At 60.2% G+C, this 23,562-nt stretch carries 23 protein-coding genes; 10 read left to right on the forward strand and 13 right to left on the reverse strand.

What is annotated here, in order from left to right; translation table 11 throughout:
• The first annotated feature begins 63 nt into the window (after positions 1-63).
• Together glnP and glnQ are read left to right on the forward strand one after the other, a co-directional pair.
• On the forward strand, positions 64-723 hold the full coding sequence (gene glnP, locus ACO6VX_RS08325; protein WP_010254329.1) for a glutamine ABC transporter permease GlnP: 660 nt from the start codon (positions 64-66) through the stop codon (positions 721-723).
• Complete coding sequence (gene glnQ, locus ACO6VX_RS08330) at positions 720-1,442, forward strand: glutamine ABC transporter ATP-binding protein GlnQ (protein ID WP_010254327.1); 723 nt, start codon at positions 720-722, stop codon at positions 1,440-1,442. Before glnP ends, glnQ begins: the two co-directional genes overlap by 4 nt.
• Before the next feature lie 315 nt (positions 1,443-1,757).
• Here the strand turns inward: glnQ and rlmF are convergent, their stop codons facing one another.
• The gene (gene rlmF / locus ACO6VX_RS08335) at positions 1,758-2,690 is read right to left on the reverse strand and encodes a 23S rRNA (adenine(1618)-N(6))-methyltransferase RlmF (RefSeq protein WP_022625977.1); all 933 of its coding nucleotides are present in this window, start codon (positions 2,688-2,690) and stop codon (positions 1,758-1,760) included.
• Between the two features lie 141 nt (positions 2,691-2,831).
• Here rlmF and ACO6VX_RS08340 point away from each other — a divergent pair, with 141 nt between their 5' ends.
• Positions 2,832-3,464, forward strand: coding sequence for a flavin reductase family protein (locus tag ACO6VX_RS08340; RefSeq protein ID WP_022625978.1), 633 nt, complete (start codon positions 2,832-2,834; stop codon positions 3,462-3,464).
• A gap of 3 nt (positions 3,465-3,467) precedes the next feature.
• Here the strand turns inward: ACO6VX_RS08340 and ACO6VX_RS08345 are convergent, their stop codons facing one another.
• The 5 genes from ACO6VX_RS08345 to ACO6VX_RS08365 are packed head-to-tail and all read right to left on the reverse strand — an operon-like array spanning position 3,468 to position 8,099.
• Entirely contained in the window at positions 3,468-4,985 is a 1,518-nt protein-coding gene (locus ACO6VX_RS08345; RefSeq protein ID WP_256844523.1) for an HAL/PAL/TAL family ammonia-lyase, read from the reverse strand.
• Positions 4,982-5,776 (reverse strand): ABC transporter ATP-binding protein, encoded by a 795-nt coding sequence (locus tag ACO6VX_RS08350; protein ID WP_122889065.1) that lies wholly within the window; start codon positions 5,774-5,776, stop codon positions 4,982-4,984. Before ACO6VX_RS08350 ends, ACO6VX_RS08345 begins: the two co-directional genes overlap by 4 nt.
• A gap of 2 nt (positions 5,777-5,778) precedes the next feature.
• Positions 5,779-6,510: an ABC transporter permease gene (locus tag ACO6VX_RS08355; protein WP_010254311.1), complete on the reverse strand. Its 732-nt coding sequence runs from the start codon at positions 6,508-6,510 to the stop codon at positions 5,779-5,781.
• Positions 6,511-6,518: 8 nt separating this feature from the next.
• Positions 6,519-7,238, reverse strand: a complete 720-nt coding sequence (locus ACO6VX_RS08360; RefSeq protein ID WP_010254310.1) for an ABC transporter permease — start codon at positions 7,236-7,238, stop codon at positions 6,519-6,521.
• 12 nt (positions 7,239-7,250) lie between these two features.
• Positions 7,251-8,099, reverse strand: a complete 849-nt coding sequence (locus tag ACO6VX_RS08365) for a transporter substrate-binding domain-containing protein (protein ID WP_422458071.1) — start codon at positions 8,097-8,099, stop codon at positions 7,251-7,253.
• A gap of 194 nt (positions 8,100-8,293) precedes the next feature.
• Here ACO6VX_RS08365 and ACO6VX_RS08370 point away from each other — a divergent pair, with 194 nt between their 5' ends.
• Positions 8,294-8,428 carry a hypothetical protein gene (locus ACO6VX_RS08370; protein WP_254920053.1) on the forward strand — a complete coding sequence of 45 codons (135 nt, stop codon included), beginning with the start codon at positions 8,294-8,296 and terminating at the stop codon, positions 8,426-8,428.
• On the opposite strand, the gene hutG is transcribed toward ACO6VX_RS08370, so the two are convergent.
• Together hutG and hutI are read right to left on the reverse strand one after the other, a co-directional pair.
• Complete coding sequence (gene hutG / locus ACO6VX_RS08375; protein WP_010669725.1) at positions 8,415-9,206, reverse strand: N-formylglutamate deformylase; 792 nt, start codon at positions 9,204-9,206, stop codon at positions 8,415-8,417. The genes ACO6VX_RS08370 and hutG overlap by 14 nt on opposite strands.
• Positions 9,203-10,420 (reverse strand): imidazolonepropionase, encoded by a 1,218-nt coding sequence (gene hutI, locus ACO6VX_RS08380; protein ID WP_033785510.1) that lies wholly within the window; start codon positions 10,418-10,420, stop codon positions 9,203-9,205. The genes hutG and hutI overlap by 4 nt, the downstream gene beginning before the upstream one ends.
• Positions 10,421-10,501: 81 nt before the next feature.
• Here hutI and ACO6VX_RS08385 point away from each other — a divergent pair, with 81 nt between their 5' ends.
• Both ACO6VX_RS08385 and ACO6VX_RS08390 read left to right on the forward strand, forming a co-directional pair.
• Positions 10,502-11,857 (forward strand): formimidoylglutamate deiminase, encoded by a 1,356-nt coding sequence (locus ACO6VX_RS08385; RefSeq protein ID WP_422458072.1) that lies wholly within the window; start codon positions 10,502-10,504, stop codon positions 11,855-11,857.
• Entirely contained in the window at positions 11,854-12,396 is a 543-nt protein-coding gene (locus ACO6VX_RS08390; RefSeq protein ID WP_346556294.1) for a HutD family protein, read from the forward strand. Before ACO6VX_RS08385 ends, ACO6VX_RS08390 begins: the two co-directional genes overlap by 4 nt.
• Here ACO6VX_RS08390 and hutC read toward each other — a convergent pair.
• Positions 12,380-13,135, reverse strand: a complete 756-nt coding sequence (gene hutC, locus ACO6VX_RS08395) for a histidine utilization repressor (RefSeq protein ID WP_010254300.1) — start codon at positions 13,133-13,135, stop codon at positions 12,380-12,382. The genes ACO6VX_RS08390 and hutC overlap by 17 nt on opposite strands.
• 326 nt (positions 13,136-13,461) lie before the next feature.
• Between hutC and hutH the strand changes: the two genes are divergently transcribed.
• The 3 genes from hutH to ACO6VX_RS08410 all read left to right on the forward strand — a co-directional run bounded on the left by hutH (position 13,462) and on the right by ACO6VX_RS08410 (position 18,071).
• On the forward strand, positions 13,462-15,012 hold the full coding sequence (gene hutH, locus ACO6VX_RS08400; RefSeq protein WP_010254298.1) for a histidine ammonia-lyase: 1,551 nt from the start codon (positions 13,462-13,464) through the stop codon (positions 15,010-15,012).
• Between the two features lie 15 nt (positions 15,013-15,027).
• Entirely contained in the window at positions 15,028-16,713 is a 1,686-nt protein-coding gene (gene hutU / locus ACO6VX_RS08405; RefSeq protein WP_422458073.1) for a urocanate hydratase, read from the forward strand.
• A gap of 200 nt (positions 16,714-16,913) precedes the next feature.
• Positions 16,914-18,071 (forward strand): M20 aminoacylase family protein, encoded by a 1,158-nt coding sequence (locus ACO6VX_RS08410; protein WP_010254287.1) that lies wholly within the window; start codon positions 16,914-16,916, stop codon positions 18,069-18,071.
• Between the two features lies 1 nt (position 18,072).
• Here the strand turns inward: ACO6VX_RS08410 and ybiB are convergent, their stop codons facing one another.
• The 4 genes from ybiB to ACO6VX_RS08430 form a co-directional block, all read right to left on the reverse strand.
• On the reverse strand, positions 18,073-19,041 hold the full coding sequence (ybiB, locus tag ACO6VX_RS08415; protein WP_033766772.1) for a DNA-binding protein YbiB: 969 nt from the start codon (positions 19,039-19,041) through the stop codon (positions 18,073-18,075).
• A gap of 26 nt (positions 19,042-19,067) precedes the next feature.
• Entirely contained in the window at positions 19,068-21,236 is a 2,169-nt protein-coding gene (dinG, locus tag ACO6VX_RS08420; protein WP_045140664.1) for an ATP-dependent DNA helicase DinG, read from the reverse strand.
• A 191-nt stretch (positions 21,237-21,427) separates the two neighbouring features.
• Positions 21,428-21,946: a GNAT family N-acetyltransferase gene (locus tag ACO6VX_RS08425; protein WP_422458074.1), complete on the reverse strand. Its 519-nt coding sequence runs from the start codon at positions 21,944-21,946 to the stop codon at positions 21,428-21,430.
• On the reverse strand, positions 21,943-22,506 hold the full coding sequence (locus ACO6VX_RS08430; RefSeq protein WP_422458075.1) for a helix-turn-helix domain-containing protein: 564 nt from the start codon (positions 22,504-22,506) through the stop codon (positions 21,943-21,945). Before ACO6VX_RS08430 ends, ACO6VX_RS08425 begins: the two co-directional genes overlap by 4 nt.
• Positions 22,507-22,655: 149 nt before the next feature.
• Here ACO6VX_RS08430 and ACO6VX_RS08435 point away from each other — a divergent pair, with 149 nt between their 5' ends.
• Complete coding sequence (locus ACO6VX_RS08435) at positions 22,656-23,390, forward strand: MerR family transcriptional regulator (protein ID WP_010254274.1); 735 nt, start codon at positions 22,656-22,658, stop codon at positions 23,388-23,390.
• Positions 23,391-23,562 lie beyond the last annotated feature (172 nt).

Consider the following 23,562-nt stretch of genomic DNA (forward strand, 5'->3'; position numbering starts at 1 on the left):
CTGATTTCAGCAGGGGAACTTTTTCCCTGCTTTTTTCCATCGCAACATATCTGGAGTGACACCATGGAGTTTGACTGGAGCGTCATCTGGCCCGCCATGCCGGCGCTGCTTGAAGGCGCTAAACTGACCTTAATTATCTCAATTATTGGACTGATTGGCGGCCTCTTCATCGGCCTGGTAGCGGGCTTTGCCCGCGCTTACGGTGGCTGGATCACCAATAACATCGCACTGGTGTTTATCGAAATCATTCGCGGCACCCCTATCGTGGTGCAGGTGATGTTTATCTATTTTGCTTTGCCGATGGCGTTCCCCGACCTGCGTATTGATCCCTTCAGCGCGGCGGTGGTAACCATCATGATTAACTCCGGCGCTTACATTGCCGAGATTACTCGTGGTGCCGTGCTGTCGATCAACAAGGGCTTCCGCGAAGCCGGACTGGCGCTTGGCCTGTCGAGCCGCGAGACGCTGCGCTACGTGATTATGCCGCTGGCGCTGCGCCGTATGCTGCCACCGCTGGGCAACCAGTGGATTGTCAGCATCAAAGATACTTCGCTGTTTATCGTTATTGGTGTGGCTGAACTGACTCGTCAGGGTCAGGAGATTATTGCCGGTAACTTCCGCGCGCTGGAAATCTGGAGCGCCGTCGCGATTATCTATCTGGTTATTACGCTGGTGTTGAGCTTTGTGCTGCGCCGCATTGAGAAAAGGGTGAAAATCCTGTGATTGAATTTAAAGATGTCTCCAAGCATTTTGGCCAGACCCAGGTGCTGCACAATATTGACCTGAAGATTAACCAGGGCGAAGTGGTGGTGATTATCGGCCCATCCGGTTCCGGTAAATCAACCCTGCTGCGCTGTATTAACAAGCTGGAAGAGATCACCAGTGGCGAACTGATTGTCGATGGCCTGCGCGTCAATGATCCGAAAGTCGATGACCGCCTGATTCGTCAGGAAGCGGGCATGGTGTTTCAGCAGTTTCATCTGTTCCCACAGATGAGTGCGCTGGATAACGTCGCCTTTGGTCCTATCCGGGTGCGCGGTGCCAGCAAAGAGGCGGCACGCCAGCTGGCGCGTGAGCTGCTGGGCAAAGTGGGCCTCGCCGAACGCGCGCACCACTTCCCGTCTGAGCTTTCCGGCGGCCAGCAGCAGCGCGTGGCGATTGCCCGTGCGCTGGCAGTTAAGCCGAAAATGATGCTGTTTGATGAGCCAACCTCAGCGCTCGACCCGGAACTGCGTCACGAAGTGCTGAAGGTGATGCAGGATCTGGCCGAAGAAGGCATGACGATGGTGATTGTGACGCACGAAGTGGGCTTCGCACAGAAGGTGGCCTCACGGCTGATCTTTATCGATAAAGGCCGGATTGCGGAAGATGGCGATCCCGACAGCCTGATCAGCAACCCACCGAGCGAGCGTCTGCGCGAATTCCTGCAGCACGTCTCCTGATCAAAACGGGCCGCGATGCGGCCCGTTAAAACTGATGACAATCCAAACCAGGGTAAATCTGGCAGCAACGAATAAACCCGAAGCACAGGGAACCCGGTCAGAAGAGGAAAGCGTCCCGCGCCAGGGACGGCGCGGGCCGAGCGTGTCATGGATGACAGCCTTTGCGTCTTTCCGATCTGACCGGGTTCCCTGTGCCAGCTCGGTCTTACCTCCACCGAGTCGGGCGTTGTCAACAATCAAAACGGGCCGCATCGCGGCCCGTTCTATTTTACTCTTCGCCCACAGATACACCTGTTACCCATGTAAAGCGACACCTCAGTTCCCCAGGCGACTCAGCAGTTTAGTGCGCTGGGCGGCAGGCATAAAACTCCACGCCAGGAAGCGACTCTGCTTCTGACCCTGCGCCATATTAACCACCCGCATCTCCGCCACGTCGAGCGCCTGCAGCTGTTTTTCCAGCGCCGGTAAGTTCTCTTTGCGCGACACCAGCGAGGTAAACCAGCCGATCTGACGACCAAACGCCACGCTCTCGGCGATCATCTTGCCGATAAAGCCCTTTTCGCCACCGGGATACCACAGCTCATTGTGCTGGCCGCCAAAGTTGAGCGGCGCACTCTTATCCAGTCCGAGATTGCGGACCTTACGCTGCGATCCCGATACCGCCTCTTCCGCCGACGCGTGGAACGGCGGATTACACATCACTGCACTGAAAAATTCAGTTTTACTGACTACACCAGCCAGCACTGCATCGCTGTTTTTCTGACGACGCAGACGGATCTGGCGCGTCAGGCGCGGATTGGCCGCAACAATACGGTTAGCAGCTTTGATGGCGGCTTCATCGACTTCGGTGCCGGTAAAGCGCCAGCCATATTCTGCCGCGCCAATCAGCGGATAGATGCAGTTTGCACCGCAGCCGACATCCAGAACGTCCGCCGTCGGGATCACGCCGTTGTTATCCAGCGCCAGCAGATCGGCAAGGTAGTGCAGATAATCGGCGCGTCCCGGCACGGGCGGGCAGAGTGAGCCGGGAGCCAGCTGCCAGTCGATGTCGTAAAATAGTTTGATCAGCGCCTGGTTCAGCAGCATCACCGCCTCCGGGTCCGCGAAATCCACGGACTGCACGCCATACCCATTGGGCCGGACTTTGGCTTTCAGCGGCGGATGGGCAGCGGTTAACGCGGCAAAATCGTATTCGCCCTGATGGCGATTGCGGGCGTGGAAGGGCGACGTGCTGGCTGACTTTTTCATACGTTCTCTCAATTATTCAGGCGCGCGTACAATACGCTGTAGGCGGCGGAAAATAAACCCGCACCATCCGCTTACCTCTTTCCGATTCCGTCGGGCGATGCTGTCGGGCTAAGATAAATAAAATTCCCTGCTGGAGAAGTTATGACCCGGAAACGCTATTCCTATCAACCCCGTGCTGGTCACGGTCTGCCGCACGATCCGCTGAACGCCATTATCGGACCGCGCCCGATCGGCTGGATTAGCTCAGTGAGCAGCAGCGGCCAGCACAATCTGGCACCTTACAGCTTCTTTAACTGTTTCAACTATCATCCACCGATTATCGGTTTCGCCAGTAGTGGCTGGAAAGACAGCGTGAGAAATATTGCTGAGACCAAAGAGTTTGTCTGGAACCTGGCGACCCGTCCGCTGGCGGAAGCGATGAACGAAAGTTCCGCCTCGCTGCCTGCCGATCAGGATGAGTTCGCCTTTGCCGGTTTAACGCCGCTGGCGGCTTCACAGGTCAGCGCCAGTCTGGTGGCAGAGAGCCCGGTCAACTTCGAGTGCCGCCTGACGCAACTGATTCAGCTGCAGGATGCCAGCGGCAATCTGATCGACAGCTGGCTGGTGCTGGGGGAAGCGGTGGCGATTCACATCGATGAATCGCTGCTGGAAGAGGGCATTTATCAGACCGCTAAAGCCGAGCCGATTCTGCGCGCGGGCGGCCCCAGCGCCTATTACGGCATCAGCGAAGCGCAACGTTTTGATTTAGTCCGTCCGGACGCACGCCGCAGGTAATCCTCACCCCACAAGCGCATCGGCCCGGTGCGCTTTAATCTGAGCTACGGCGCGGGCGATGTCGGGTGCCAGCCAGCGATCCTGCTGCCAGCGCTCAACAACCTGCCGCAAATGCTGCCAGGCGCGCCGCGTGCCTGCTGCCAGCTGTGATTCACCGTGAAACTCCAGCGCCTGCGCCGCCAGCAGATACTCAATCGCGATAATGTGATCAACATTGCTGACCAGTTTCAGCAGCTTCAGCGCCGAGCCGGTGCCGAGGCTCAGATGATCCTCCTGTAATCCTGAAGTGACATAGTTATCAAGCACCGCAGGCTGCGCCAGCTGACGGTTCTCCGCGCAGAGTGATGCCGCCACGTACTGCGCAATCATCATGCCGGAATTGACGCCCGGCTCGGCGACCAGAAATGGCGGCAGGCCGCTGACCAGCGGATTCACCAGCCGATCAAGCCGTCGCTCGGCGATGCTGCCCAGCTCCGCCATCGCAATCGCCAGCAGGTCGCAGGCCATTGCCACCGACTCGCCATGCGGATTGGACTGTGACACCACGCGCCAGGCCTGCGGCGTCCCCAGCACCAGCGGATTGTCGGTACAGGCGTTGAGTTCGGTCTCCACCTGACGGACAGCGTGACTAAACTGATCGCGACAGGCGCCGTGCACCTGCGGCATCGAGCGCAGACTGAGTGCATCCTGAGTCCGGATGCCAACGCTGGCTTTCAGCAGCGGGCTGTCACTCAGCAACTGGCGCAGTCGTTCGCCGCTGCGCTGAATCCCCGGGCTGGCCTTCAGCGCCAGCACCTCAGGGTCAAACGCCACCAGCTGACCGCGCAGCGCTTCAAAGCTCATCGCACCGGTGACGTCTGCCCAGTCCAGCAGCCGTTCGGCATCGTCCAGCGCCAGACAGGCTAAGCCGGTCATGCAGGGCGTGCCGTTGACCAGGCTCAGCCCCTCTTTGGCACCAGGCCGGTAAGGGGCTAATCCCGCCTGGGCCAGCGCCTGCTGCGCGGGCATGATTTCACCCTGCCACTCCACCTCGCCGATGCCAATCAGCGCCAGGCCGATATGCGCCATGTGGGTCAGATATCCCACCGATCCCTGCGACGGTACCTGTGGCGTAATCTGCAGGTTTAGCAGCGCCAGGAGATGTTGCACCAGCGCCACTGAAACACCTGATTTTCCGTGGCTGTAGTTCGCAATCGCAGCGCACAGAATGGCGCGGACCTCGGGTTTTGCCAGCACCGGCCCGACGCCACAGGCATGACTCAGCAGGGTATTGCGCGACAGCTGGCTCAGCTCATCTTCAGACAGGGTGATGTTGCACAACGCCCCCAGCCCGGTATTGATGCCGTAAGCCACCTGCCCCGCCGCCACGATATTACCGACGATTTCACGGCTCTGCGCAATTCGCTGCCAGGCACTGTCGCTCAGCGTCAGGGTGGCGCCGTGCCGGGCGACCTGCACCAGCGCCTGCCATTTCAGCGGGCCATCGCCCCAGACCAGCGTCTGACGTATTACGTCGCTCATACCGCCGGCTCCACCTGATGATGACTGGAGATAAACTGCTTAAAGCGCGCCGATCCCGCCTCGCCGAACATCGCTTCTGGCGTGCCCTGACAATCAATAGTGCCCTGATGCATAAACACCACCCGGTTAGAGACGTTGCGGGCAAAACCCATCTCATGGGTCACCACCAGCATAGTGCGGCCCTCTTCCGCCAGGCTGCGCATGACCTTCAGCACCTCGCCTACCAGTTCCGGATCGAGTGCCGAAGTTGGCTCATCAAACAGCATCACCTCCGGGTCCATTGCCAGCGCCCGGGCGATCGCCACCCGCTGCTGCTGACCGCCTGAAAGCTGGGCGGGATAGAAATCTTTGCGATTCAGCAGACCGACCCGATCAAGCAGCTGTTCCGCCTGGGCAATACAGGCTTTTTTATCGCGCTTGAGGACGTAGTGCGGCCCTTCAATGACATTTTGCAGCACCGTCAGGTGCGACCAGAGGTTAAAGCTCTGAAACACCATGCCGAGCCGGGAGCGCAGCCGCTCAATCTGACGCGGATTAGCCGCCAGCTGGTGTCCCCGGGCATGGCGCTTCATCTCAATGGTTTCACCGCCCACGCTGACCACGCCCGCGTCAGGCGTCTCAAGCAGATTAATGCAGCGCAGCAGCGTACTTTTGCCCGAGCCGCTGGCACCGAGTATTGAGATAACATCGCCCTGGTGCGCCTGCAGCGAGATGCCTTTCAGCACCTCCATGGCGCCAAAGGATTTATGGATATCGCTGGCCGACAGCGTGACGGGTGGCAGTTCAGACATGTTTATTTTCCTCCAGGAATCGGCTTAGCGGCCGGTAACGGCTTTTTTTCCGGTTTATGAACCGGCGTCAGGCGCCGCTCCAGCAGGGCATAGAGTTGTACAATGATGAAGTTGAGGATCAGGTAGATTGCCGCCGCACAGAGAAACACCTCCATGGTGCGGTAAGTACGCTGAATAATCTGCTGCGCCACCCCGGTGACATCCCAGACCGTGACCAGACTGGCCAGCGCGGTCGACTTCACCAGCAGAATCGCCTCGGTGGAGTAAGCGGGCAGCGCATAACGCAGCATCACCGGCGCGATAATGCGCCGCAGCAGCAGCCCGCGCGACATGCCGCACGCCATCCCCGCCTCCACCTGACCGGGCGGCACAGCCAGCAGCGCGCCGCGCAGGATCTCCGCGGTGTAGGCGGCGGTGCAGAGCGACAGTGCCAGCACCGCACAGGTAAAGGGCTCACGCAGAAACGGCCAGAAGAGACTGTGCCGGATCACACCAAACTGCCCCAGACCGTAGTAGATCAGAAACAGCTGGATCATCAGCGGCGAGCCGCGAAACACCAGAATGTAGCCACGGGCAAAAGCACTCAGCAGACGCCAGCGGCTCATGCGTAGCGCCAGAATACCCACCGCCAGCACGCCGCCGCACAGGAAGGCGCTGATAAACAGGCCCAGCGTAACCGGCAACGCGGCGCTGAGTTTCAGGAAGGTGTCAGTGAGGAACGCGAAATCGATCATAAATCTCCTTAATGCTGTGCAGCGGTGCGGCTTTGCCAGGCGCGACCAAGACGGGATTCAGCCCGCAGAAAGGCGCGGTTCGACAGCAGCGTCAGCAGCAGATAACAGGCACCGCCCACCAGATAAAAGGAGAAGTAATCACGGGTGGAGCCGGCCGCAATCTGGCTGGCCCGCATCAGCTCGACAATGCCGGTCACTGACACCAGCGCCGAGTCTTTCAGGCTCATCTGCCAGACGTTTGACAGGCCGGGCAGCGCATAGCGCGCCACCTGCGGCAGCAGGATGCGTTGCCGGATGCGCCAGCGCGGCATACCAATAGCGACAGCGGCTTCGATCTCCCCTTTCGCCAGGGCCAGCCGTGCGGCACGATAGACTTCCGCCTGGTAAGAGCCGGAGATAAGCCCGATGGCCAGCGCCCCGATCAGAAACGGCGGCGCTTCGATAAACCCGTCCGCGCCAAACAGTTGTCCGATCTGCGTGATCAATCCCGATCCGCCGAAGTAGAACAGGTAGATCACCAGCAGCTCAGGGATGCCACGAAAAATCACCGAGTAGCCTTCCCCTGCCCAGCGCACCGCGCGGTGCGGGGATAACTTTGCAGCGGCAACGCCCGATCCCACTACCGCACCGACCAGCAGTGCGGCAAATGAGAGCAGCAACGTCGTCAGCGTGGCACTCAGAATCAACCGTCCCCAGCCCTCCGGGCCAAAACTCAGCAGGCTTATCATCAGTTACCTCACTCAGGGTGTGACGTCAGTTTTGAACCACTTCTCGCTCAGCTTTTTCACTGTGCCATCGGCCAGTGCGGCTTTGATAGCCTGATCCAGCCGGGCTTTCAGATCGTTGTCTGCCATGCGCACGCCCATCGCCTCACCCTCACCCCAGATTGGGCCGCCCAGCTGCGGACCGCTAAAGCTGAGGTTACGGTTATCCGGTCGCGCCAGCATCGACTGCGCAAAGGTCACATCGTCAAACACCGCGTCAATACGCCCCGCCTGCAAATCAAGGATCGCATCGGCTGAGCTGGTGTATTCCCGCACATCCGCCACCTCTTTGAAGTACTTGTCGATAAACGGCGTGTAGACGGTGCCGGAGGCGATACCGATGGTTTTGCCCTTCAGCGCCGCTTTCAGGGGTGCGATGGCAGGCTCCACGGTTTTCTCATCGTCGGTGAGTTTGATGATCTTATTGTCGGCAGGCAGCAACGACCCTTTCACCGTGATGAAGGTGGCGGGCGTTGAGGCGTAGGGCACGGTGAAATTGATCACTTTCTTGCGATCGGGGGTGATCACAATTGCATCCATGATCACGTCATATTTTCCGGCATTCAGACCGGCGATCATTCCATCCCAGTTCTGCACCACCAGCTTGCACTGTATCGCCATGCGCTGGCAGAGATCGGCCATCAGCTCCGGTTCAAAACCGCCCAGCTTGCCGCCTGGCAGGGTGAGGTTCCAGGGTTCATAACTGCCTTCGGTGGCAATGGTGATCGACTTCCACTCTTTGGCCTGGGCGCTGACGCCACAGAGCAGCAGGCTGGAAACCAGCGTAGTGAGACATAAACGACGAAGAGTCAGAGGGTGCGTCATACGGTTCTCCTGAAAGTAGCGGCCTGGTGATCGCCCTGACGAGATTTAACATAAATTTCACAGGATGATATGTCATGTATATACAAGTTAACGCAGCGCAGTTCATTGCCGGCTTTATCGTTTTGTGAGCCAGACAGAATTTATTACGCAGATGGCGGTGCTGCTGCACTTGTACATACAACCAAGCAAAGGTTATGCCAGCTCTGCAGAGGCGGAAAAAGGCGGCGGGAGTCTGGGAGCGGGCAGGCGACCTGCCTGACGCTGCACCCAATCAGGGCAGCGATGCACCGGAGTGGCGCATCGCTCTGGTGAGTTTTATTGCGATTTAGCCTGCGCCAGCATGGCGTGGATCAGTGCCTTAAGCACGTTCTGCAACCGGGCGGCACGCGCCTGCTGCCAGGCGTAAGGTGGGGTTTCATCCATATAGTTGAGCTGCGCCAGCTCCAGCTGGACCGCCTCAATCTGCTGCTGCGGCTGACCGTAGGCACGGGTGATGTAACCGCCTTTAAAGCGCCCGTTAATCACCCAGCTGTAGTCGTTCTGCGCCGCGCACACGGCCTCCAGCGCCGCACTCATTGCAGGCGTGCAGCTTGCGCCGTCGTTGGTGCCGATGTTGATATCGGGCAGACGTCCGTCAAACAGGCGGGGAATTTCACTGGCGATAGAGTGGGCGTCAAACAGCAGCGCATAGCCATGCTGCGCTTTGAGCCGCGCCAGCTCCTGTTGAATCTGCTGATGATAGGGCTGCCAGATCTGATCGATGTAGCCCTGACGCGCCGTGTCGTCGGGTGTTTTGCCTGGTGCAAAGGTCGGTGTACCGTTGAACAGGGTTTCCGGGAACAGGCCGGTGGTGGCGCTGGTGTAGAGCGGCTGGTTATCGGGCGGGCGATTGAGATCGACCACAAAGCGGGAGTAGCGGCCGATTAACACGCTGGCCCCGAGATCACGCACAAAATCATACAGCAGGGGAATATGCCAGTCGGTGTCGGGTAAGCCGCGCGCGGCCTCACTCAGTCCGGCTTCCACGTCGGGCGTCAGCTCGGTACCGGCGTGGGGAATGCTGACCAGCAGCGGCAGACTGCCCTGGGTAAAATGGAAAGGGTTCATTGCGGTTCTCCACGATAGATAACGGTACAGGGCAGTTCACCACCCAGCCAGTAAACCAGTTCTGCCGGACGGGCCAGCGGCCAGTGAACGAAGTTCGCCACTTTTCCCGCCTCCAGCGAGCCGTGACTGTCAGCCAGCCCCAGCGCTTTTGCCCCCCACAGCGTGACGCCCGCCAGCGCCTCTTCCGGCGTCATGCCAAACAGGGTACAGCCCATATTAAGCATCAGACGCAGCGACAGCGCAGGCGAGGTGCCGGGATTGGCATCGCTGGCCAGCGCCATCGGCACGCCATAGCGCCGGAAGAGATCCACCGGCGGACGCTGCGTCTCCCGCAGCAGATAAAATGCACCAGGCAGCAGCACCGCCACGGTGCCATGCTGTGCCATCGCTCTGGCATCCTCCTCGGTGGCATATTCAAGGTGGTCGGCAGAGAGCGCCCCATAGCGCGCCGCCAGTGCTGCGCCACCTGACGCCGAGAGCTGCTCCGCATGCAGTTTCACCGGCATGCCAAGCGCCACTGCACGGTCAAACACCCGCGCCACCTGCTGCGGTGAAAAGGCGAGATGCTCGCAGAACGCATCCACCGCATCCGCAAGTCCCAGTGCCTGCACCTGCGGCAGCAGCCGTTCGCAGATGATATCGACCCAGCCATCCGGGTCGTGCTTAAACTCCGGCGGAAAAGCATGTGCCGCCAGACAGGTGGCGCGCACGTCAGCGGCTACGCTCTCTCCCAGCTGGCGAATCGCCCGCAGCATCCGCAGTTCGCTCTCTTCATCCAGGCCATAGCCGGACTTGATTTCCACGGTGGTGACGCCCTCGGCCAGCAGGCGGTTAAGCCGCCAGCGAGCCGATGCCACCAGTTCCTCTTCAGTGGCGGCGCGGGTAGCGCGCACGGTTGAGAGAATGCCACCGCCCTGCGCGGCAATCTCTGCATAGCTGACGCCATTCAGGCGCTGTTCAAACTCCTGGCTGCGGTCGCCGCCAAACACCAGATGGGTATGACAATCCACCAGTCCCGGGGTCACGATGCCGCCCGGCAGATGATGATGCTGATCGGCGACGAACGCGGGCATCTCCGCCTGCGGCCCGACCCACACCAGCCTGCCCGCCTGCACCACCAGCGCGCCCTGGGGGATAAGATGGTACTTTCCGTCACGCATGGTGACCAGGTCAGCCCCGGTCCACACCGTCTCTACGCGCATCTCTTCTGCCATCGCTGCCTCATGCCTCCGCCGTTTACACTGTGCCTCAAAGTATGTATATGTATATACAACCACATCCGATGAGGATCAACCATGGCGACTTTTTTTGCCTCGCGTGCACTGCTCGCGGAGGGCTGGCAGCAGCAGGTACGTATCACGGTCAATCAGGCCGGTTTTATCGACTCCATTACCCCGGATAGCCACGCTGATCAGGCTATCCGGCTCAACGGCGAGGTGATCCCGGCAATCGCCAACCTGCACTCGCACGCCTTCCAGCGTGCCATGGCGGGTCTGGCTGAAGTAGCGGGCGATCCTCAGGACAGTTTCTGGACGTGGCGGGATCTGATGTACCGCATGGTGCAGCGCCTGACGCCGCAACAGGTGGGCGATATTGCCGCCCTGCTCTACATCGAGATGCTGAAAGGCGGCTACACCCAGGTGGCAGAGTTTCACTACCTGCACCACGACACACAGGGTGCGCCCTACAGTGATGATGCGATGCTGCAACAGCTGATTGAAGCGGCGGAGATCGCCGGTATCGGCCAGACGCTGCTGCCGGTGCTCTACACCTACAGCGGCTTCGGCAGCCAGCCAGCGTCGGCGGGTCAGAAGCGTTTTATCCAGCAGACCGACCGCTATCTGCAACAGCAGGCGCGGCTTGATACGTGGCAGCAGCAAAGGCCACTGCTGAACCGTGGCCTCTGTTTCCATTCACTGCGGGCGGTGAGTGAAAGCCAGATGCAGGACGTGCTGGCGGCCAGTGATCCGACGCTGCCGGTACATATCCATGTGGCTGAACAGCAGAAAGAGGTGAATGACTCGCTGGCGTGGAGCGGCGAGCGTCCGGTGGCCTGGCTGCTGAACCGCTTTGAGGTGGATGCGCGCTGGTGCCTGATCCACGCCACCCATCTGGATGAGAGTGAGCTGGCGCGTCTCGCCCGCAGTGGCGCAGTGGCGGGTCTCTGCCCGACCACCGAAGCCAACCTCGGTGACGGCATCTTTCCGGCAGTGGAGTACATCGCGCAGGGCGGACGCTGGGGCATCGGCTCTGACAGTCACGTTTCGCTGAGCGCCCAGGAGGAGCTGCGCTGGCTGGAGTATGCTCAGCGACTGCGCGACCAGCGTCGCAACCGGATTGCCCTGCCCGGCCAGCCGTCGGTAGGCGATCTGCTGTGGCAACAGGCAGCAGCGGGCGGTGCGCAGGCGTGTGGCATTCAGCAGGGCACGCTGGCGGTGGGACAACGTGCCGACTGGCTGGTGCTGCGGGATGAGGCGTGGCTCGGCAGCGTCGGGTCGCACGCCGTCCTGAACCGCTGGCTCTTTGCCGGGCAGCGCGATCAGATTCGGGACGTTTATGTGGCGGGTAAAGCCGTGGTAGAAGATGGGGTGCATCCGCACCAGACGGCGTGTGCCGCCCGCTTTGCTCAGGCGATGGAGGCGCTGCGATGATCGCCCGGTTCACGTACGCGGAGCTGGCGGTCAGCCGCTGGCGCAACGGCGGCGGCGAAACCCGCGAAATCATCAGCTTTCCACCCGGCGCGGAGCGCTTCGGCTGGCGCGCCAGCATTGCGACGCTGGCGCAGGATGGTCCCTTCTCTGCCTTTCCTGACATTGATCGGGTGATTACCCTGCTGCATGGCGATCCGGTGTTGCTGACCGCACCGGGCGGGCAGCACTTACTGACGCCTCAGCAGCCGTGGGCGTTTGCCGGCGAACTCGCCTTAACGGCAAAGCTGCAGGGCAGCGTCAGCGAAGATTTTAATATTATGACGCGGCGCGGGGAATGGCAGGCAGCGGTGGAGGTGGTGACCACGCCGGTCAGCACTCTGCATGGCGTCGCCTGGGTGCTGGCTGGCGCCTGGCAGATGGCTGACGGGGAACGGCTGACTGCGCAGCAGGGCGCGTGGTGGGTCGATGAAGAAACAGCACTCAGCCCGTGCGATACCGATGCCCGGCTGCTGTTTACCCGTCTTAACCGTGTCCTCTGAAGCGGCCCAGTAATTTGTAACGTGAGCCGGGATAGAGCAGCCGCGCATAGGTCACGATTTTAGTGTCGCTCCAGGTCTGACGGCGAATCAGCAGGCAGGGTTCGTGCTCATCCACCGACAGATGTTTACGCTGACGCGCATCGGGCAACACCGCTTCAACAATGTGCTCGCCCGCCGTCAGCGGCGCGACGCGCATCAGATAGGTGTAAGGCGTCATCTGCTGATAATCCTGCGTCAGGTAATCGGGCGCGACCAGCGGATTGACCAGACGGTCCTCCAGTTGCACCGGCAGATCATTTTCGTAATGCACAATCAGCGAATGATAGAGCGTCTGCCCGGTAGTCAGTCCCAGCACCGCCGCCTGCTCTGGATCGGCTTTGTCCTGACCGATGGCGAGGATTTTGCAGCTGTGCTGATGGCCGCGCTGAGCGATCTCATCGGCGATGTTATGCACCTCCAGCATGGCGGTGTAGCCTTTCATCTCCGCCACGAAGGTTCCGACGCCCTGCATCCGCACCAGAAAGCCTTCGCTGGTGAGTTCACGCAGCGCCCGGTTAATGGTCATGCGGCTGACGCCCAGTTCATTCACCAGTTCACTTTCTGATGGCACACGCTGATTCGCTTTCCACAACCCTTCACGGATCTGGCTGACGATGGCCTGCTTCACCCGCTGATAAATCGGGGCAGGCTCATCGCTCATTGCCGCCGCCAGTTGTGCCAGTGCCGTATGCTCAACCATTTGCTGTTCCTTATGCTGAAAGTCCCCTAAGTTTACTGTCTCACCGTGTGAATGTATATACATCCAGTACGCTGCGCGGTGCCCCAATGGTGCAGCCTGCGCATCCTGATGGTGCAGCCTCTGAGTAGCGCTAAATAGTCAACCCGCAGCGGACGGGCAATCGATTTTTGTGATCGGCCTGGCACGGCACTTGCTTGCTCTCTTTGATTGTATAGACAAGCATAGACAAGAATTAACGCTTATGTTTCACTCGTATTATTCCGCTGGATCAGGGCAAGGAGAGCAGTTTAGCCACACCAGCACACTTGTATAGACAGGAGTAGACTATGTCAGGTTCGTTTCAGGTTTTGCGCCTGGTGCCAGGCGAGGTGGACCTCGCCACATTACGCGCTATCTATCAGGGCAACGTCACGCTGACGCTTGATGAGCCCGCGCGTCAGGCAATTGCGGCGGCGCAGCAGACCGTGGATGCGATTGTCGCCTCCGGCAACGTGGTGTATGGCATTAATACCGGCTTTGGCAAGCTGGCGCAGACGCAAATCCCGGCCAGCCGGCTGGCGGATCTGCAGCGTAATCTGGTGCTGTCACACAGCGTCGGGCTGGGCGATCTGCTGCCCGACAATGTTACCCGTCTGGTGGTCGCCACCAAAATCATCAGCCTGGCACGCGGTCACTCTGGCGTGCGAATCGAACTGGTTGAGGCGCTGCTGGCGCTGTTCAATGCGGGTGTCATGCCCTGCATCCCGGAAAAAGGCTCGGTCGGTGCCTCCGGCGATCTGGCGCCGCTGGCGCACATGTCCCTGATGCTGCTGGGCGAAGGTCAGGTCCGGCTCAGGGGTGAGTTGATCCCGGCAACCGAAGGCCTGGCAAGCGTGGGTCTGTCGCCGTTTGTACTCGGCCCGAAAGAGGGACTGGCGCTGCTTAACGGCACCCAGGTCTCAACTGCGCTGGCGCTGCGCGGCCTGTTTGAGGGTGAAAACCTGTTTGCCGCCGGTCTGATGGCCGGTGCGCTGTCGCTGGAGGCGATTAAAGGCTCGCTAAAACCGTTCGACGCCCGTATCCATCAGGCGCGCGGTCAGCATGGTCAGATTGCGGTCGCCGCTGCCGTCAGCACCCTGATTGAGGGCAGTGAAATAGTGCTGTCGCATACGCATTGCGGCCGCGTTCAGGATCCCTACTCCATCCGCTGCGTGCCACAGGTGATGGGTGCCTGCCTGGACAACTTCAGCCACGCCGCGCGGATTCTGGAAATCGAAGCGAACGCGGCCTCTGACAACCCGCTGGTGTTCAGCGACAGCGGCGATGTGATCTCCGGCGGCAACTTCCACGCCGAGCCGGTGGCTTTTGCTGCGGACATCCTGGCGCTGGCGATTGCCGAAGTCGGGGCCATCTCCGAGCGGCGGCTGGCGCTGCTGCTGGACAGCGGCTTGTCGGGTTTGCCGCCCTTCCTGGTGCGCGACGGCGGCGTGAATTCCGGCTTTATGATCGCCCAGGTGACCGCCGCCGCGCTGGCCTCTGAGAACAAATCGCTGGCCCATCCGGGCAGCGTCGACAGCCTGCCGACCTCCGCTAATCAGGAAGATCACGTCTCGATGGCAACCTACGCCGCCCGCCGTCTCGGCAGCATGTGCTTTAACAGCGCCGCGGTAGTCGGCATTGAGGCGATGGCCGCCGCACAGGGCATTGAATTCAACCGGCCGCTGAAAAGCTCTGCGCTGATTGAGCAGGCCATCGACACCATTCGCGAGCAGGTCGCCTTCCTTGAGGAGGATCGCCTGCTGGCTCCCGATATCGAGGCAATGCGTCAGTGGGCAAGTCGCACTGACTGGCCTCAGGCATTGACCGCGCTGCTGCCGAGCATGCGCCCAACTTCTTGAATTAAGGAATCTTTCATGAGCGAAACTCTTTCTCAGGCTGTGGCACGTGAAATTCGCGCGCCTCACGGTACCACGCTGCACTGCGCCAACTGGCTGATTGAAGCCGCTTACCGCATGATTCAGAACAACCTCGATCCCGATGTTGCCGAGCGGCCGGAAGATCTGGTGGTTTACGGCGGCATCGGTAAGGCGGCGCGTAACTGGGAGTGCTTCGAGCAGATCCTGCGTTCGCTGCGGGCACTGCAGCCGGATGAAACCCTGCTGATCCAGAGCGGCAAGCCGGTCGGCATTTTCCGCACCCACGCGGATGCACCCCGCGTGCTGCTGGCGAACTCCAATCTGGTGCCGCACTGGGCGACCTGGGATCACTTCCATGAGCTGGATAAAGCGGGCCTGATGATGTACGGCCAGATGACCGCCGGTTCCTGGATCTATATCGGCGCGCAGGGCATCGTGCAGGGCACCTACGAAACCTTCGTGGAAGCGGGACGTCAGCACTACAACAACGACCTCAGCGGACGCTGGATCCTCACCGCCGGGCTGGGCGGCATGGGCGGCGCGCAACCGCTGGCGGGCGTTCTGGCCGGGGCCTGTGTGCTGGCGATTGAGTGTCAGGAGTCGCGCATCGATTTCCGCCTGCGTACCCGCTATGTAGATTACAAAGCCACTACGCTGGATGAAGCGCTGGCGTTAATCAGCGAAGCGACCGCGGCGAAAAAAGCGATTTCGGTCGGGCTGCTGGGCAATGCCGCCGAGATCCTGCCGGAGCTGGTGAAACGCGCCCGGGCGGGCGGGCCAAAACCGGATATCGTGACCGATCAGACCTCGGCACACGATCCAATTAATGGCTATCTGCCGGCTGGCTGGGATCTGGCGCGCTGGCAGCAGGAACGCGTCTCACAGCCGAAGGCAGTGGAGAAAGCGGCGCGTGCCTCAATGGCGGTCCACGTGCAGGCGATGCTCGACTTCTGTCATATGGGCATCCCGACCGTGGATTACGGCAACAATATCCGTCAGGTAGCGCTGGATGAGGGTGTCAGCAACGCCTTCGACTTCCCTGGCTTTGTACCGGCCTACATCCGTCCGCTGTTCTGCGAAGGAAAAGGCCCGTTCCGCTGGGTGGCGCTGTCCGGCGATCCGGAAGATATCTTCAAGACCGACGCGAAACTCAAAGAACTGTTCCCGCATCACAAAACGCTGCATCGCTGGCTGGATATGGCGCAGGAGCGCATCGCCTTCCAGGGACTACCAGCACGTATCTGCTGGCTGGGACTGGGCGAACGGCATCTTGCCGGTCTGGCGTTCAATGAAATGGTGCGCAACGGCGAGCTGAAAGCGCCGGTGGTGATTGGCCGCGACCATCTCGACTGCGGCTCGGTTGCCTCACCTAACCGTGAAACCGAAGCGATGAAGGATGGCTCGGATGCGATCTCAGACTGGCCGCTGCTCAACGCGCTGCTGAATACCGCAGGCGGTGCGACCTGGGTCAGCCTGCATCACGGCGGCGGTGTCGGTATGGGCTTCTCGCAGCACGCCGGTATGGTGATTGTCTGTGACGGCAGCAAAGAGGCGGATGCGCGTCTGGGTCGGGTATTGTGGAATGACCCGGCCACCGGCGTGATGCGTCATGCCGACGCGGGTTACGAGCTGGCACAAAGCTGCGCGGCAGAGCATGAACTGAACCTGCCGATGCAGAAGTAATACGCTGAACGGGGCGGGCAGCGACTTGCCCCGTTTTCTTCGCATTTTTCCCTTCTGAAGCCCTGCCCGGACATCACTTCCTTATTACTTATTCCATTTTGATTTAGCCTATAGCCAGATTTCGTCCTGCCGGCGATAGACGCAGCGCCACCCGACCTCTAAAGTGAAATCTTCTCATTCTGTATGGAGCGCGACTCTGCATGACCCTTTCCCCTGCCCTGCTTGAAGATGCCCTGCGCTGGCGCCGTGAGTTTCATCGCCACCCCGAATTAGGTTACCAGGAACAGCAAACCAGCCAGTTTATCGCTGATGAGTTAGAGCGGGCGGGATTGCAGGTGTTTCGTGGTCTGGCGGGCACCGGCGTGATCGGCACGCTGGAAAACGGTCCCGGCCCGGTTATCGGGCTGCGTGCGGATATGGATGCGCTGCCGATTACGGAAAAAGGCGACACTGAATGGCGCTCCGCCACTCCCGGCGTGATGCACGCCTGCGGGCACGACGGTCACAGCGCCATTCTGCTGGCCGCCGCCCGACAGCTGGCCGCCACACGCCAGTTCAGCGGCACGGTACATTTCATTTTTCAGCCTGCCGAAGAGAACCTGGGCGGTGCGCGCAAAATGGTGGAAGAGGGACTGTTCCAGCGCTTCCCGATGGATGCAATCTATGCGATGCACAACTGGCCGGGCCTGCCGCTGGGGTCACTGGCGGTTAACCCTGGCGCCATGATGGCGTCGCTGGATTCGTTTGAGATTACCCTGCACGGCAAAAGCTGCCACGCGGCGATGCCGGAAAGCGGTGCCGATCCAATGGTGGTGGCGGCCGAGCTGATTCTGGCGCTGCAGACGATTCCGTCACGTCGGCTCTCGCCGCTCGCCTCGGCGGTGGTCAGCGTGACGCAGATCCACGGTGGCGAAGCGATCAACGTGATCCCGGAACAGATTGTACTGCGCGGCACGGTGCGCTGCCTGCAGACCAGCGTGCGCGAAAAAGTGCGCGGGCTGATTGATGAGTTTGTCGCTACCCTGCCACGTCCGTTTGGCGTGAGCGGTGAGATTGAGTGGTTACCGGGCTATCCGGTGACCGCCAACCATGCGGCCCCGGCTGAGCAGGTACGCGAGGTGGCGCTGGCGACGCTGGGGGCCGAACAGGTTCAGTGGCAGGTTAATCCGTCGATGGCTTCAGAAGATTTTGCCTGCATGATGGAGGCCTGTCCGGGTGCTTACTTCTGGCTGGGCGCGGATGGCGACACGCCTTCCGCCCCGCTGCACAACGCCCGCTATGACTTCAACGACGCGCTGCTGCCAATTGGCATTACTTTCTGGCAGAACCTGGTTGAACAGGCGCTGCCAGCAGCCTGAGTCAGTAACCGGCGGCGAGGATCTGCTGCTCTGCCGCCGCCAGCGAGTCGCACTGGCCGCTGGCGCGCAGGCAGCAGGCGAGCTGCAGTCGCATTGATGCGGGCACCGGCCGCTGCTGATTCAGCACCTGCTCAATCCAGCGCGCGGTTACCTCTGCCGTCTTATCGGCCGGCAGTTCAACGGCCACTTCGGGCTGACGCTCAACCCACACTTCCGCTTCTGCGCCTGCGCCCTGAATCATGCTGATCGCCGGGCAGCGCTGTGGATTGGCATAGACTTCCCCTTCGGTGCCATTGAGCAGTATCGCAGGCGCATCGATGTCACTGAAGAATTTCGCCACACGCGGCACATACTCCGGATGCGACACGCTCGACAGACGCAGCGCCGCACGTTCGGCAAACGGGGTCGCCAGTTTTGCCAGCGTATGCGCGCTGTTACGCACGCCCATTCGCCAGCGCAGCGACAGCTGTTTCGCCATTGGCGGGCAGAGATGATCGATGGTGATAAAGGCGAGTTCGCCCTGATCGAGTTTTGCCTGCGCCGCCTCTGCGGTGGTGACGGGGGTAATACCCAGCGCGGCAAACACCGCTTCACTGGTGATGCGCGTCGCGTCGTCGCTGACGCCATGCACCAGCACCGGGAAGCCGAGTTTCACCAGCAGCAGCGCCAGCAACGGCGTGAGATTGCCCTGCCGACGCGCACCGTTGTAGCTGGGGATCACAATCGGCATCGGGCGGTTTTCCGGCGCCTGCAGTTGCATCATCTGCGCCTGCATCGCCTGATAAAAGCCGCGCATTTCCGCTTCGCCTTCGCCTTTAATACGCAGCGCAATCAGAATGCCGCCCAGCTCCAGGTCCGGCACCTCGCCCGCCAGCATCGCGCCATAGAGCGCCACGGCAGTATCAAAGTCGATATCGCGGGCATGATTTTTACCGCGACCAATCTCTTTAATGATTTTATTCAGTTCCATCACTCGCTTCCGGTTAAGTGCGCGGCTCAGCGCCGCGTGGGACGTCGTTTACGCACCGTATTTTTTGGCACCACGGTGGCCGGTATCGCTGCCGGCTCTGGCGTTTCCGGCTGCTCAATCGGGAAGATCGGCAGCGCCGCTAACAGCCGGCTGCCGTAGGATTTGCTCAGCAGACGGCGGTCGTAAATGACGATTTCGCCATAACATTGATGGCTGCGAATCAGGCGTCCGACCTGTTGAATCAGGGTAAAAGAGGCGCTGGGTAAGCTCTGCACCTCAAACGGATAGCGTTTCAGGCTTTTCAGCCACTCGCCTTCGGTCAAAATTACCGGACTGTCTACCGGGGGAAAAGCGATTTTGTGAATATGCACCTGACTCAGCAGATCGCCTTTAAGATCCAGCCCTTCGGCAAACGACTGCAGGCCAATCAGGATGCTGGTTTCCCCTTTGGCGACGCGCTGACGATGCAGATCGACCAGGCGGCTGCGCGGCTGATCGCCCTGAACCAGCATTGAGAGGCGCAGGTCGGGCAGACAGGCGACAAACTGCTGCATCGCCCGGTTGCTGGCAAACAGCACCAGCACGCCTTTGTGCTTTTTCTCCGCCATCTGCTGCCGGAAGAAACCGGCCATCTCCGCGATATGCTCCGCTTCGTGCGTCATCAGCGGCTCATAGCGCATCTGCGGGATCACCAGCTTGCCCTGCTCCACGTGGTTAAACGGGGAGTCCAGCGCCACAAATCGGTCGCCCGCCTTCTCGCTGAGTCCCGACATCTCCTGCAGGCGGTTGAAACTGTTAAGCGATCGCAGGGTGGCGGAGGTCACGACCACGTGCGGAATTTTACGCCACAGCATCTTCTCCAGCTGGTCGCTGACGCGGATGCCAGCGCAGTGAAACAGCAGGTGCGCCTGACCTTCGCGCAGCTCACGGGTGATCCACTTCGATACCGGCGCGCCAGAGGCTTTTTCCATCGCCGCCAGCCGCCACAGTTTGCTGACCGATTCGAACCAGCCAAACTGGCGATTGAGCTGCAGCAGATTGCGATGCAGTCGCACCACATCCACCTTGCCGGTCTGCTCGCTCAGCGCATTAATCAAACCTTCACTCAGGCCGCGCAGCGCATCGCTGAGCTTAAAGAGCCGGGCGCAGAGATCCAGCAGCTCCTGCGGCAACGCGCCCAGCACAAAGCGGAATTCGCCCGGCTGGTTATGCGGTGGCAGCAGCGGATTCAGCGCCTGAGCGGTAATCGTCAGCAGTTCGCGCAGCTCATCGCAGTGCGCTTTCAGGCGCTCCGGGTTAGCCAGCGGCGGCGGCGATTTTGGCCGCATCTGCGTCATAATGCTCTCCACCAGCTTGATAAAGAGGTCGAGCTGCAGGCTGCTCCAGCCCGGCGTGATGTCGGCGCTCATCTCCAGCGCATCGCGGGCCACTTCCGGCAGGTGATGCCCTTCATCCAGCACCAGCATCAGGTTTTTTGCCGGTGGCAGCACCGACTCATTCTCCATTGCTGCCATGACCAGCGCATGGTTCGCCACCACTACATCGACCTGCTCGATTTCGCGCCGCGCCACAAAGAACGGGCATTCACGATACCAGCGACAGTGTGCGCCAAGGCAGCTCGCTTTGTCGGTGGAGAGCCGCTGCCACAGGCTGTCGCTGACGTTCTCCTCGCTGTGGTCGCGCAGGCCGTCCCACTGATAGCGATCCAGCGATTTCTGCAACCGGCCACACTGCGTCTGCTCCTCTTTAGTGCTGCTGACGGCGTCATCGTCCAGATAAAGCAGCAGATCGCCCTGCTCATCGTCATCGGCCGCCATCGCCGCCAGATTACGCGGACAGACATAGCGCCCGCGGCCAAAGGCGGCAGTAAAGGTGAGATCGGGAATGATTTTTTTCAGCAGCGGCAGATCTTTGGTGAAGATTTGATCCTGCAGCGCCACGTTGGCGGTGCTGATCACCAGCCGCTTCTCCTGGGCGCGGCTGGCCGCGATGCCCGGGATCAGATAAGAGAGGGTTTTGCCCACGCCGGTTGGCGCTTCAACCGCCAGATGGCGCGAATCGTCGCCCGCCAGACATTTCGCCACTTCGGCGATCATCTGGCGCTGCGGCGCACGTGGGATGAAGTCAGGCACCTGCTCCTGAAGCGCTTTATACCACTGCGCTATCTGGCTTTTTACTGCGGCTGTCAGGGCCATGATTTGCGTTACCACACCGAAAATATGGCCTGTATTTTTACACAGTATCCTGTTGGCGTCAGCTTTCGCGCCGAATTTTTCGTGCGACGTCGTAAATTTCAGCAGTTGCCCGTTTCAGGGTCGTGCGGGCAGCCCGTCAACCCGGGCCGGGCCGGCACGAAGAAAGGCCAGCCGCATGAGCTAGCGGCTGGCTACGCCAGCACTTTGTACATATAGGTGGTGGCATCCAGCACGCCTGCGGTGGATTCGGCATAAAACGGGATCGACCCCGCCACCTGCCAGCCCAGCGAGCGATAGAGATCGCTGGCGACATCGCCGCTGCGCGTATCCAGCACCAGCAGCGTTTTGCCCTGCGCACGGGCCTGCTGCTCAGCGCGCTGCATCAGCTCACGCGCGATGCCCTGACGGCGCGCCTGCGGATGCACCAGCAGTTTGCTGATCTCCGCCCGGTGTCGGCCATTAGGCATCGCGCTGCCACTGAGAATGACAGTGCCGACGATGCGACCGTGCTGCCGCGCAACGAATAATTCGCTGTCGCCGTCTGCCAGACCGGCGATCCGCTGCTGCCAGAATCGCGTCATCACCTCTTCGTCTGCGGCATCAATAAAGCCGACGCTGGCACCGTCTGCCACACAGGCCTGCAGCACCTCCGTCAGTTCACCCAGTTGCGGTTGCGCTTCGTCGGCGCGAAGTATTGTGTAATCGATCATGGTTTCGCCACCACCAGTAAATAGCGCGCACCCTCAGTCAGGTGCGCCTCAAAAGCCGATTTCCCGACCAGATGAAAACGTAAGCAGTCACCGGGCTTCAGCGCCCACTGCTGCACCCCCATCGTGACGGTGAGGCCGCCCTCGCGTAGCCAGATATGCTGCTCCAGCCCCTGAATGGGTGGCGCATCGTAATCTATACGTGCACCGGGCCGTAATTTGCCCTCAACCAGTTCGCATCGGAAATGAAGCGCAGGAGGTGAAACATTCCGGCGAATAAATCCGCTGGATTCATCCTGCCACACGGGCTGCTGGTCATCTCTGATCAGCAGGCTGGACTCCTCCTCCACTTCACTGAGCAGGCGCGACATCGTTAATCCGTAGGCAACACATAGACGGTTAAGCAGCGCAGCAGTAGGGCTGGTCTCGCTTCGCTCAATGCGCGATAATGACGCACGACTGATGCCCGTTGCGACAGCAAGTTCATCCAGCGACCAGCCGCGTTGCAGGCGTAATTCTGCCAGCCTCACCGCCAGTCGTTGCTCCGTATTCAGCTCTGACATGGTGATTTCTCATACTTGGGAATAATTCTCTTATATGAGATATAACGGAGAAACGGCGTATCAGTCAAGTTGTACATCGAGAAATGTATTGTACAACTTAGTCGGCTTCGTTATGGTAATTGCACTCAGACCAATCGAAAGAGGAATTTATGACCTTATACAGTATCGGTGACGTCGCCGAGCGCTGTGGCATAAACCCAGTCACCCTGCGCGCCTGGCAGCGTCGTTATGGCTTACTGAAGCCGCAACGTACCGAAGGCGGCCATCGTCAGTTTGACGAAGAAGATGTTCATCGCATCGAAGAAATTATGCGCTGGATTGAAAGCGGCGTGCCGGTCGGTAAAGTTAAGGCACTGCTGGAAGGTGGCGATGTAGATGCCCATGACGGCTGGACCACACTCCAGGATGAGCTGATCAGCGTCCTGCGTCATGTCAGACCCGCTAAACTTCGTAATAAAATTGCCGCGATTGGTCGCGAACATCCGATTGATGCGCTGATCGACCATGTTTTTATGCCGGTGCGCCAGAAGCTGAGTCTGGATCAGAACACCGCCCGCACCATGTGCAGTCTGCTGGATGGTTTGCTGATCGATTATGTCGCGTTCTGCCTGACCGGCAGCCGCAAAAAATCGGGTAAAGATGCGCTGATTATTGGCTGGGGTATCGACGATCGTACCCGAATCTGGCTGGAAGGCTGGCGTCTGTCGCAGCATGGCTGGCGGATTGATGTGCTGGCAGAACCGCTGGATTTACCGCGTCCTGAACTCTTTCCCGGCATGAATATGTTTGTCTTTACCGGTAAAAAACTGACCCGCCGCCAGCAGGAACAGCTGTCACACTGGCAGGAACAGGGCTATGCCGTGCGGTTGCACGATCCCGCCTGATAACAAAAACGCACGCCGGGCACTTTGCCTGCTGCCTTGCGCGCGCTATTATCCCCGCCTCACTATTAACGAGCTCAGGTTTTACCCATGAACTGTAAAAAAGCTTTCTTCGCTACGCTGTTTTTTATTATGGCGGCAGGCGGCACCGGCGGTCTGATGCTGGTGGGATACT

Origin of the sequence: Pantoea sp. BJFS-204 (assembly GCF_049310725.1) — a bacterium.
Taxonomy (GTDB): domain Bacteria; phylum Pseudomonadota; class Gammaproteobacteria; order Enterobacterales; family Enterobacteriaceae; genus Pantoea; species Pantoea agglomerans.

What these genes read in the sequence shown, in the direction of transcription:
- ACO6VX_RS08410 (WP_010254287.1), top strand. Translation starts at nt 16,914, where the DNA reads ATGACCCTTTCCCCTGCCCTGCTTGAAGATGCCCTGCGCTGGCGCCGT.
- ACO6VX_RS08370 (WP_254920053.1), top strand. Translation starts at nt 8,294, where the DNA reads ATGCCAGCTCTGCAGAGGCGGAAAAAGGCGGCGGGAGTCTGGGAGCGG.
- hutG (WP_010669725.1), bottom strand. Translation starts at nt 9,206, where the DNA reads ATGAACCCTTTCCATTTTACCCAGGGCAGTCTGCCGCTGCTGGTCAGC.
- ACO6VX_RS08365 (WP_422458071.1), bottom strand. Translation starts at nt 8,099, where the DNA reads ATGACGCACCCTCTGACTCTTCGTCGTTTATGTCTCACTACGCTGGTT.
- hutC (WP_010254300.1), bottom strand. Translation starts at nt 13,135, where the DNA reads ATGGTTGAGCATACGGCACTGGCACAACTGGCGGCGGCAATGAGCGAT.
- ACO6VX_RS08435 (WP_010254274.1), top strand. Translation starts at nt 22,656, where the DNA reads ATGACCTTATACAGTATCGGTGACGTCGCCGAGCGCTGTGGCATAAAC.
- ACO6VX_RS08390 (WP_346556294.1), top strand. Translation starts at nt 11,854, where the DNA reads ATGATCGCCCGGTTCACGTACGCGGAGCTGGCGGTCAGCCGCTGGCGC.
- hutI (WP_033785510.1), bottom strand. Translation starts at nt 10,420, where the DNA reads ATGGCAGAAGAGATGCGCGTAGAGACGGTGTGGACCGGGGCTGACCTG.
- hutU (WP_422458073.1), top strand. Translation starts at nt 15,028, where the DNA reads ATGAGCGAAACTCTTTCTCAGGCTGTGGCACGTGAAATTCGCGCGCCT.
- ACO6VX_RS08350 (WP_122889065.1), bottom strand. Translation starts at nt 5,776, where the DNA reads ATGTCTGAACTGCCACCCGTCACGCTGTCGGCCAGCGATATCCATAAA.
- ACO6VX_RS08385 (WP_422458072.1), top strand. Translation starts at nt 10,502, where the DNA reads ATGGCGACTTTTTTTGCCTCGCGTGCACTGCTCGCGGAGGGCTGGCAG.
- ACO6VX_RS08345 (WP_256844523.1), bottom strand. Translation starts at nt 4,985, where the DNA reads ATGAGCGACGTAATACGTCAGACGCTGGTCTGGGGCGATGGCCCGCTG.
- glnP (WP_010254329.1), top strand. Translation starts at nt 64, where the DNA reads ATGGAGTTTGACTGGAGCGTCATCTGGCCCGCCATGCCGGCGCTGCTT.
- ybiB (WP_033766772.1), bottom strand. Translation starts at nt 19,041, where the DNA reads ATGGAACTGAATAAAATCATTAAAGAGATTGGTCGCGGTAAAAATCAT.
- ACO6VX_RS08430 (WP_422458075.1), bottom strand. Translation starts at nt 22,506, where the DNA reads ATGTCAGAGCTGAATACGGAGCAACGACTGGCGGTGAGGCTGGCAGAA.
- hutH (WP_010254298.1), top strand. Translation starts at nt 13,462, where the DNA reads ATGTCAGGTTCGTTTCAGGTTTTGCGCCTGGTGCCAGGCGAGGTGGAC.
- ACO6VX_RS08355 (WP_010254311.1), bottom strand. Translation starts at nt 6,510, where the DNA reads ATGATCGATTTCGCGTTCCTCACTGACACCTTCCTGAAACTCAGCGCC.
- ACO6VX_RS08425 (WP_422458074.1), bottom strand. Translation starts at nt 21,946, where the DNA reads ATGATCGATTACACAATACTTCGCGCCGACGAAGCGCAACCGCAACTG.
- dinG (WP_045140664.1), bottom strand. Translation starts at nt 21,236, where the DNA reads ATGGCCCTGACAGCCGCAGTAAAAAGCCAGATAGCGCAGTGGTATAAA.
- rlmF (WP_022625977.1), bottom strand. Translation starts at nt 2,690, where the DNA reads ATGAAAAAGTCAGCCAGCACGTCGCCCTTCCACGCCCGCAATCGCCAT.
- ACO6VX_RS08360 (WP_010254310.1), bottom strand. Translation starts at nt 7,238, where the DNA reads ATGATAAGCCTGCTGAGTTTTGGCCCGGAGGGCTGGGGACGGTTGATT.
- ACO6VX_RS08340 (WP_022625978.1), top strand. Translation starts at nt 2,832, where the DNA reads ATGACCCGGAAACGCTATTCCTATCAACCCCGTGCTGGTCACGGTCTG.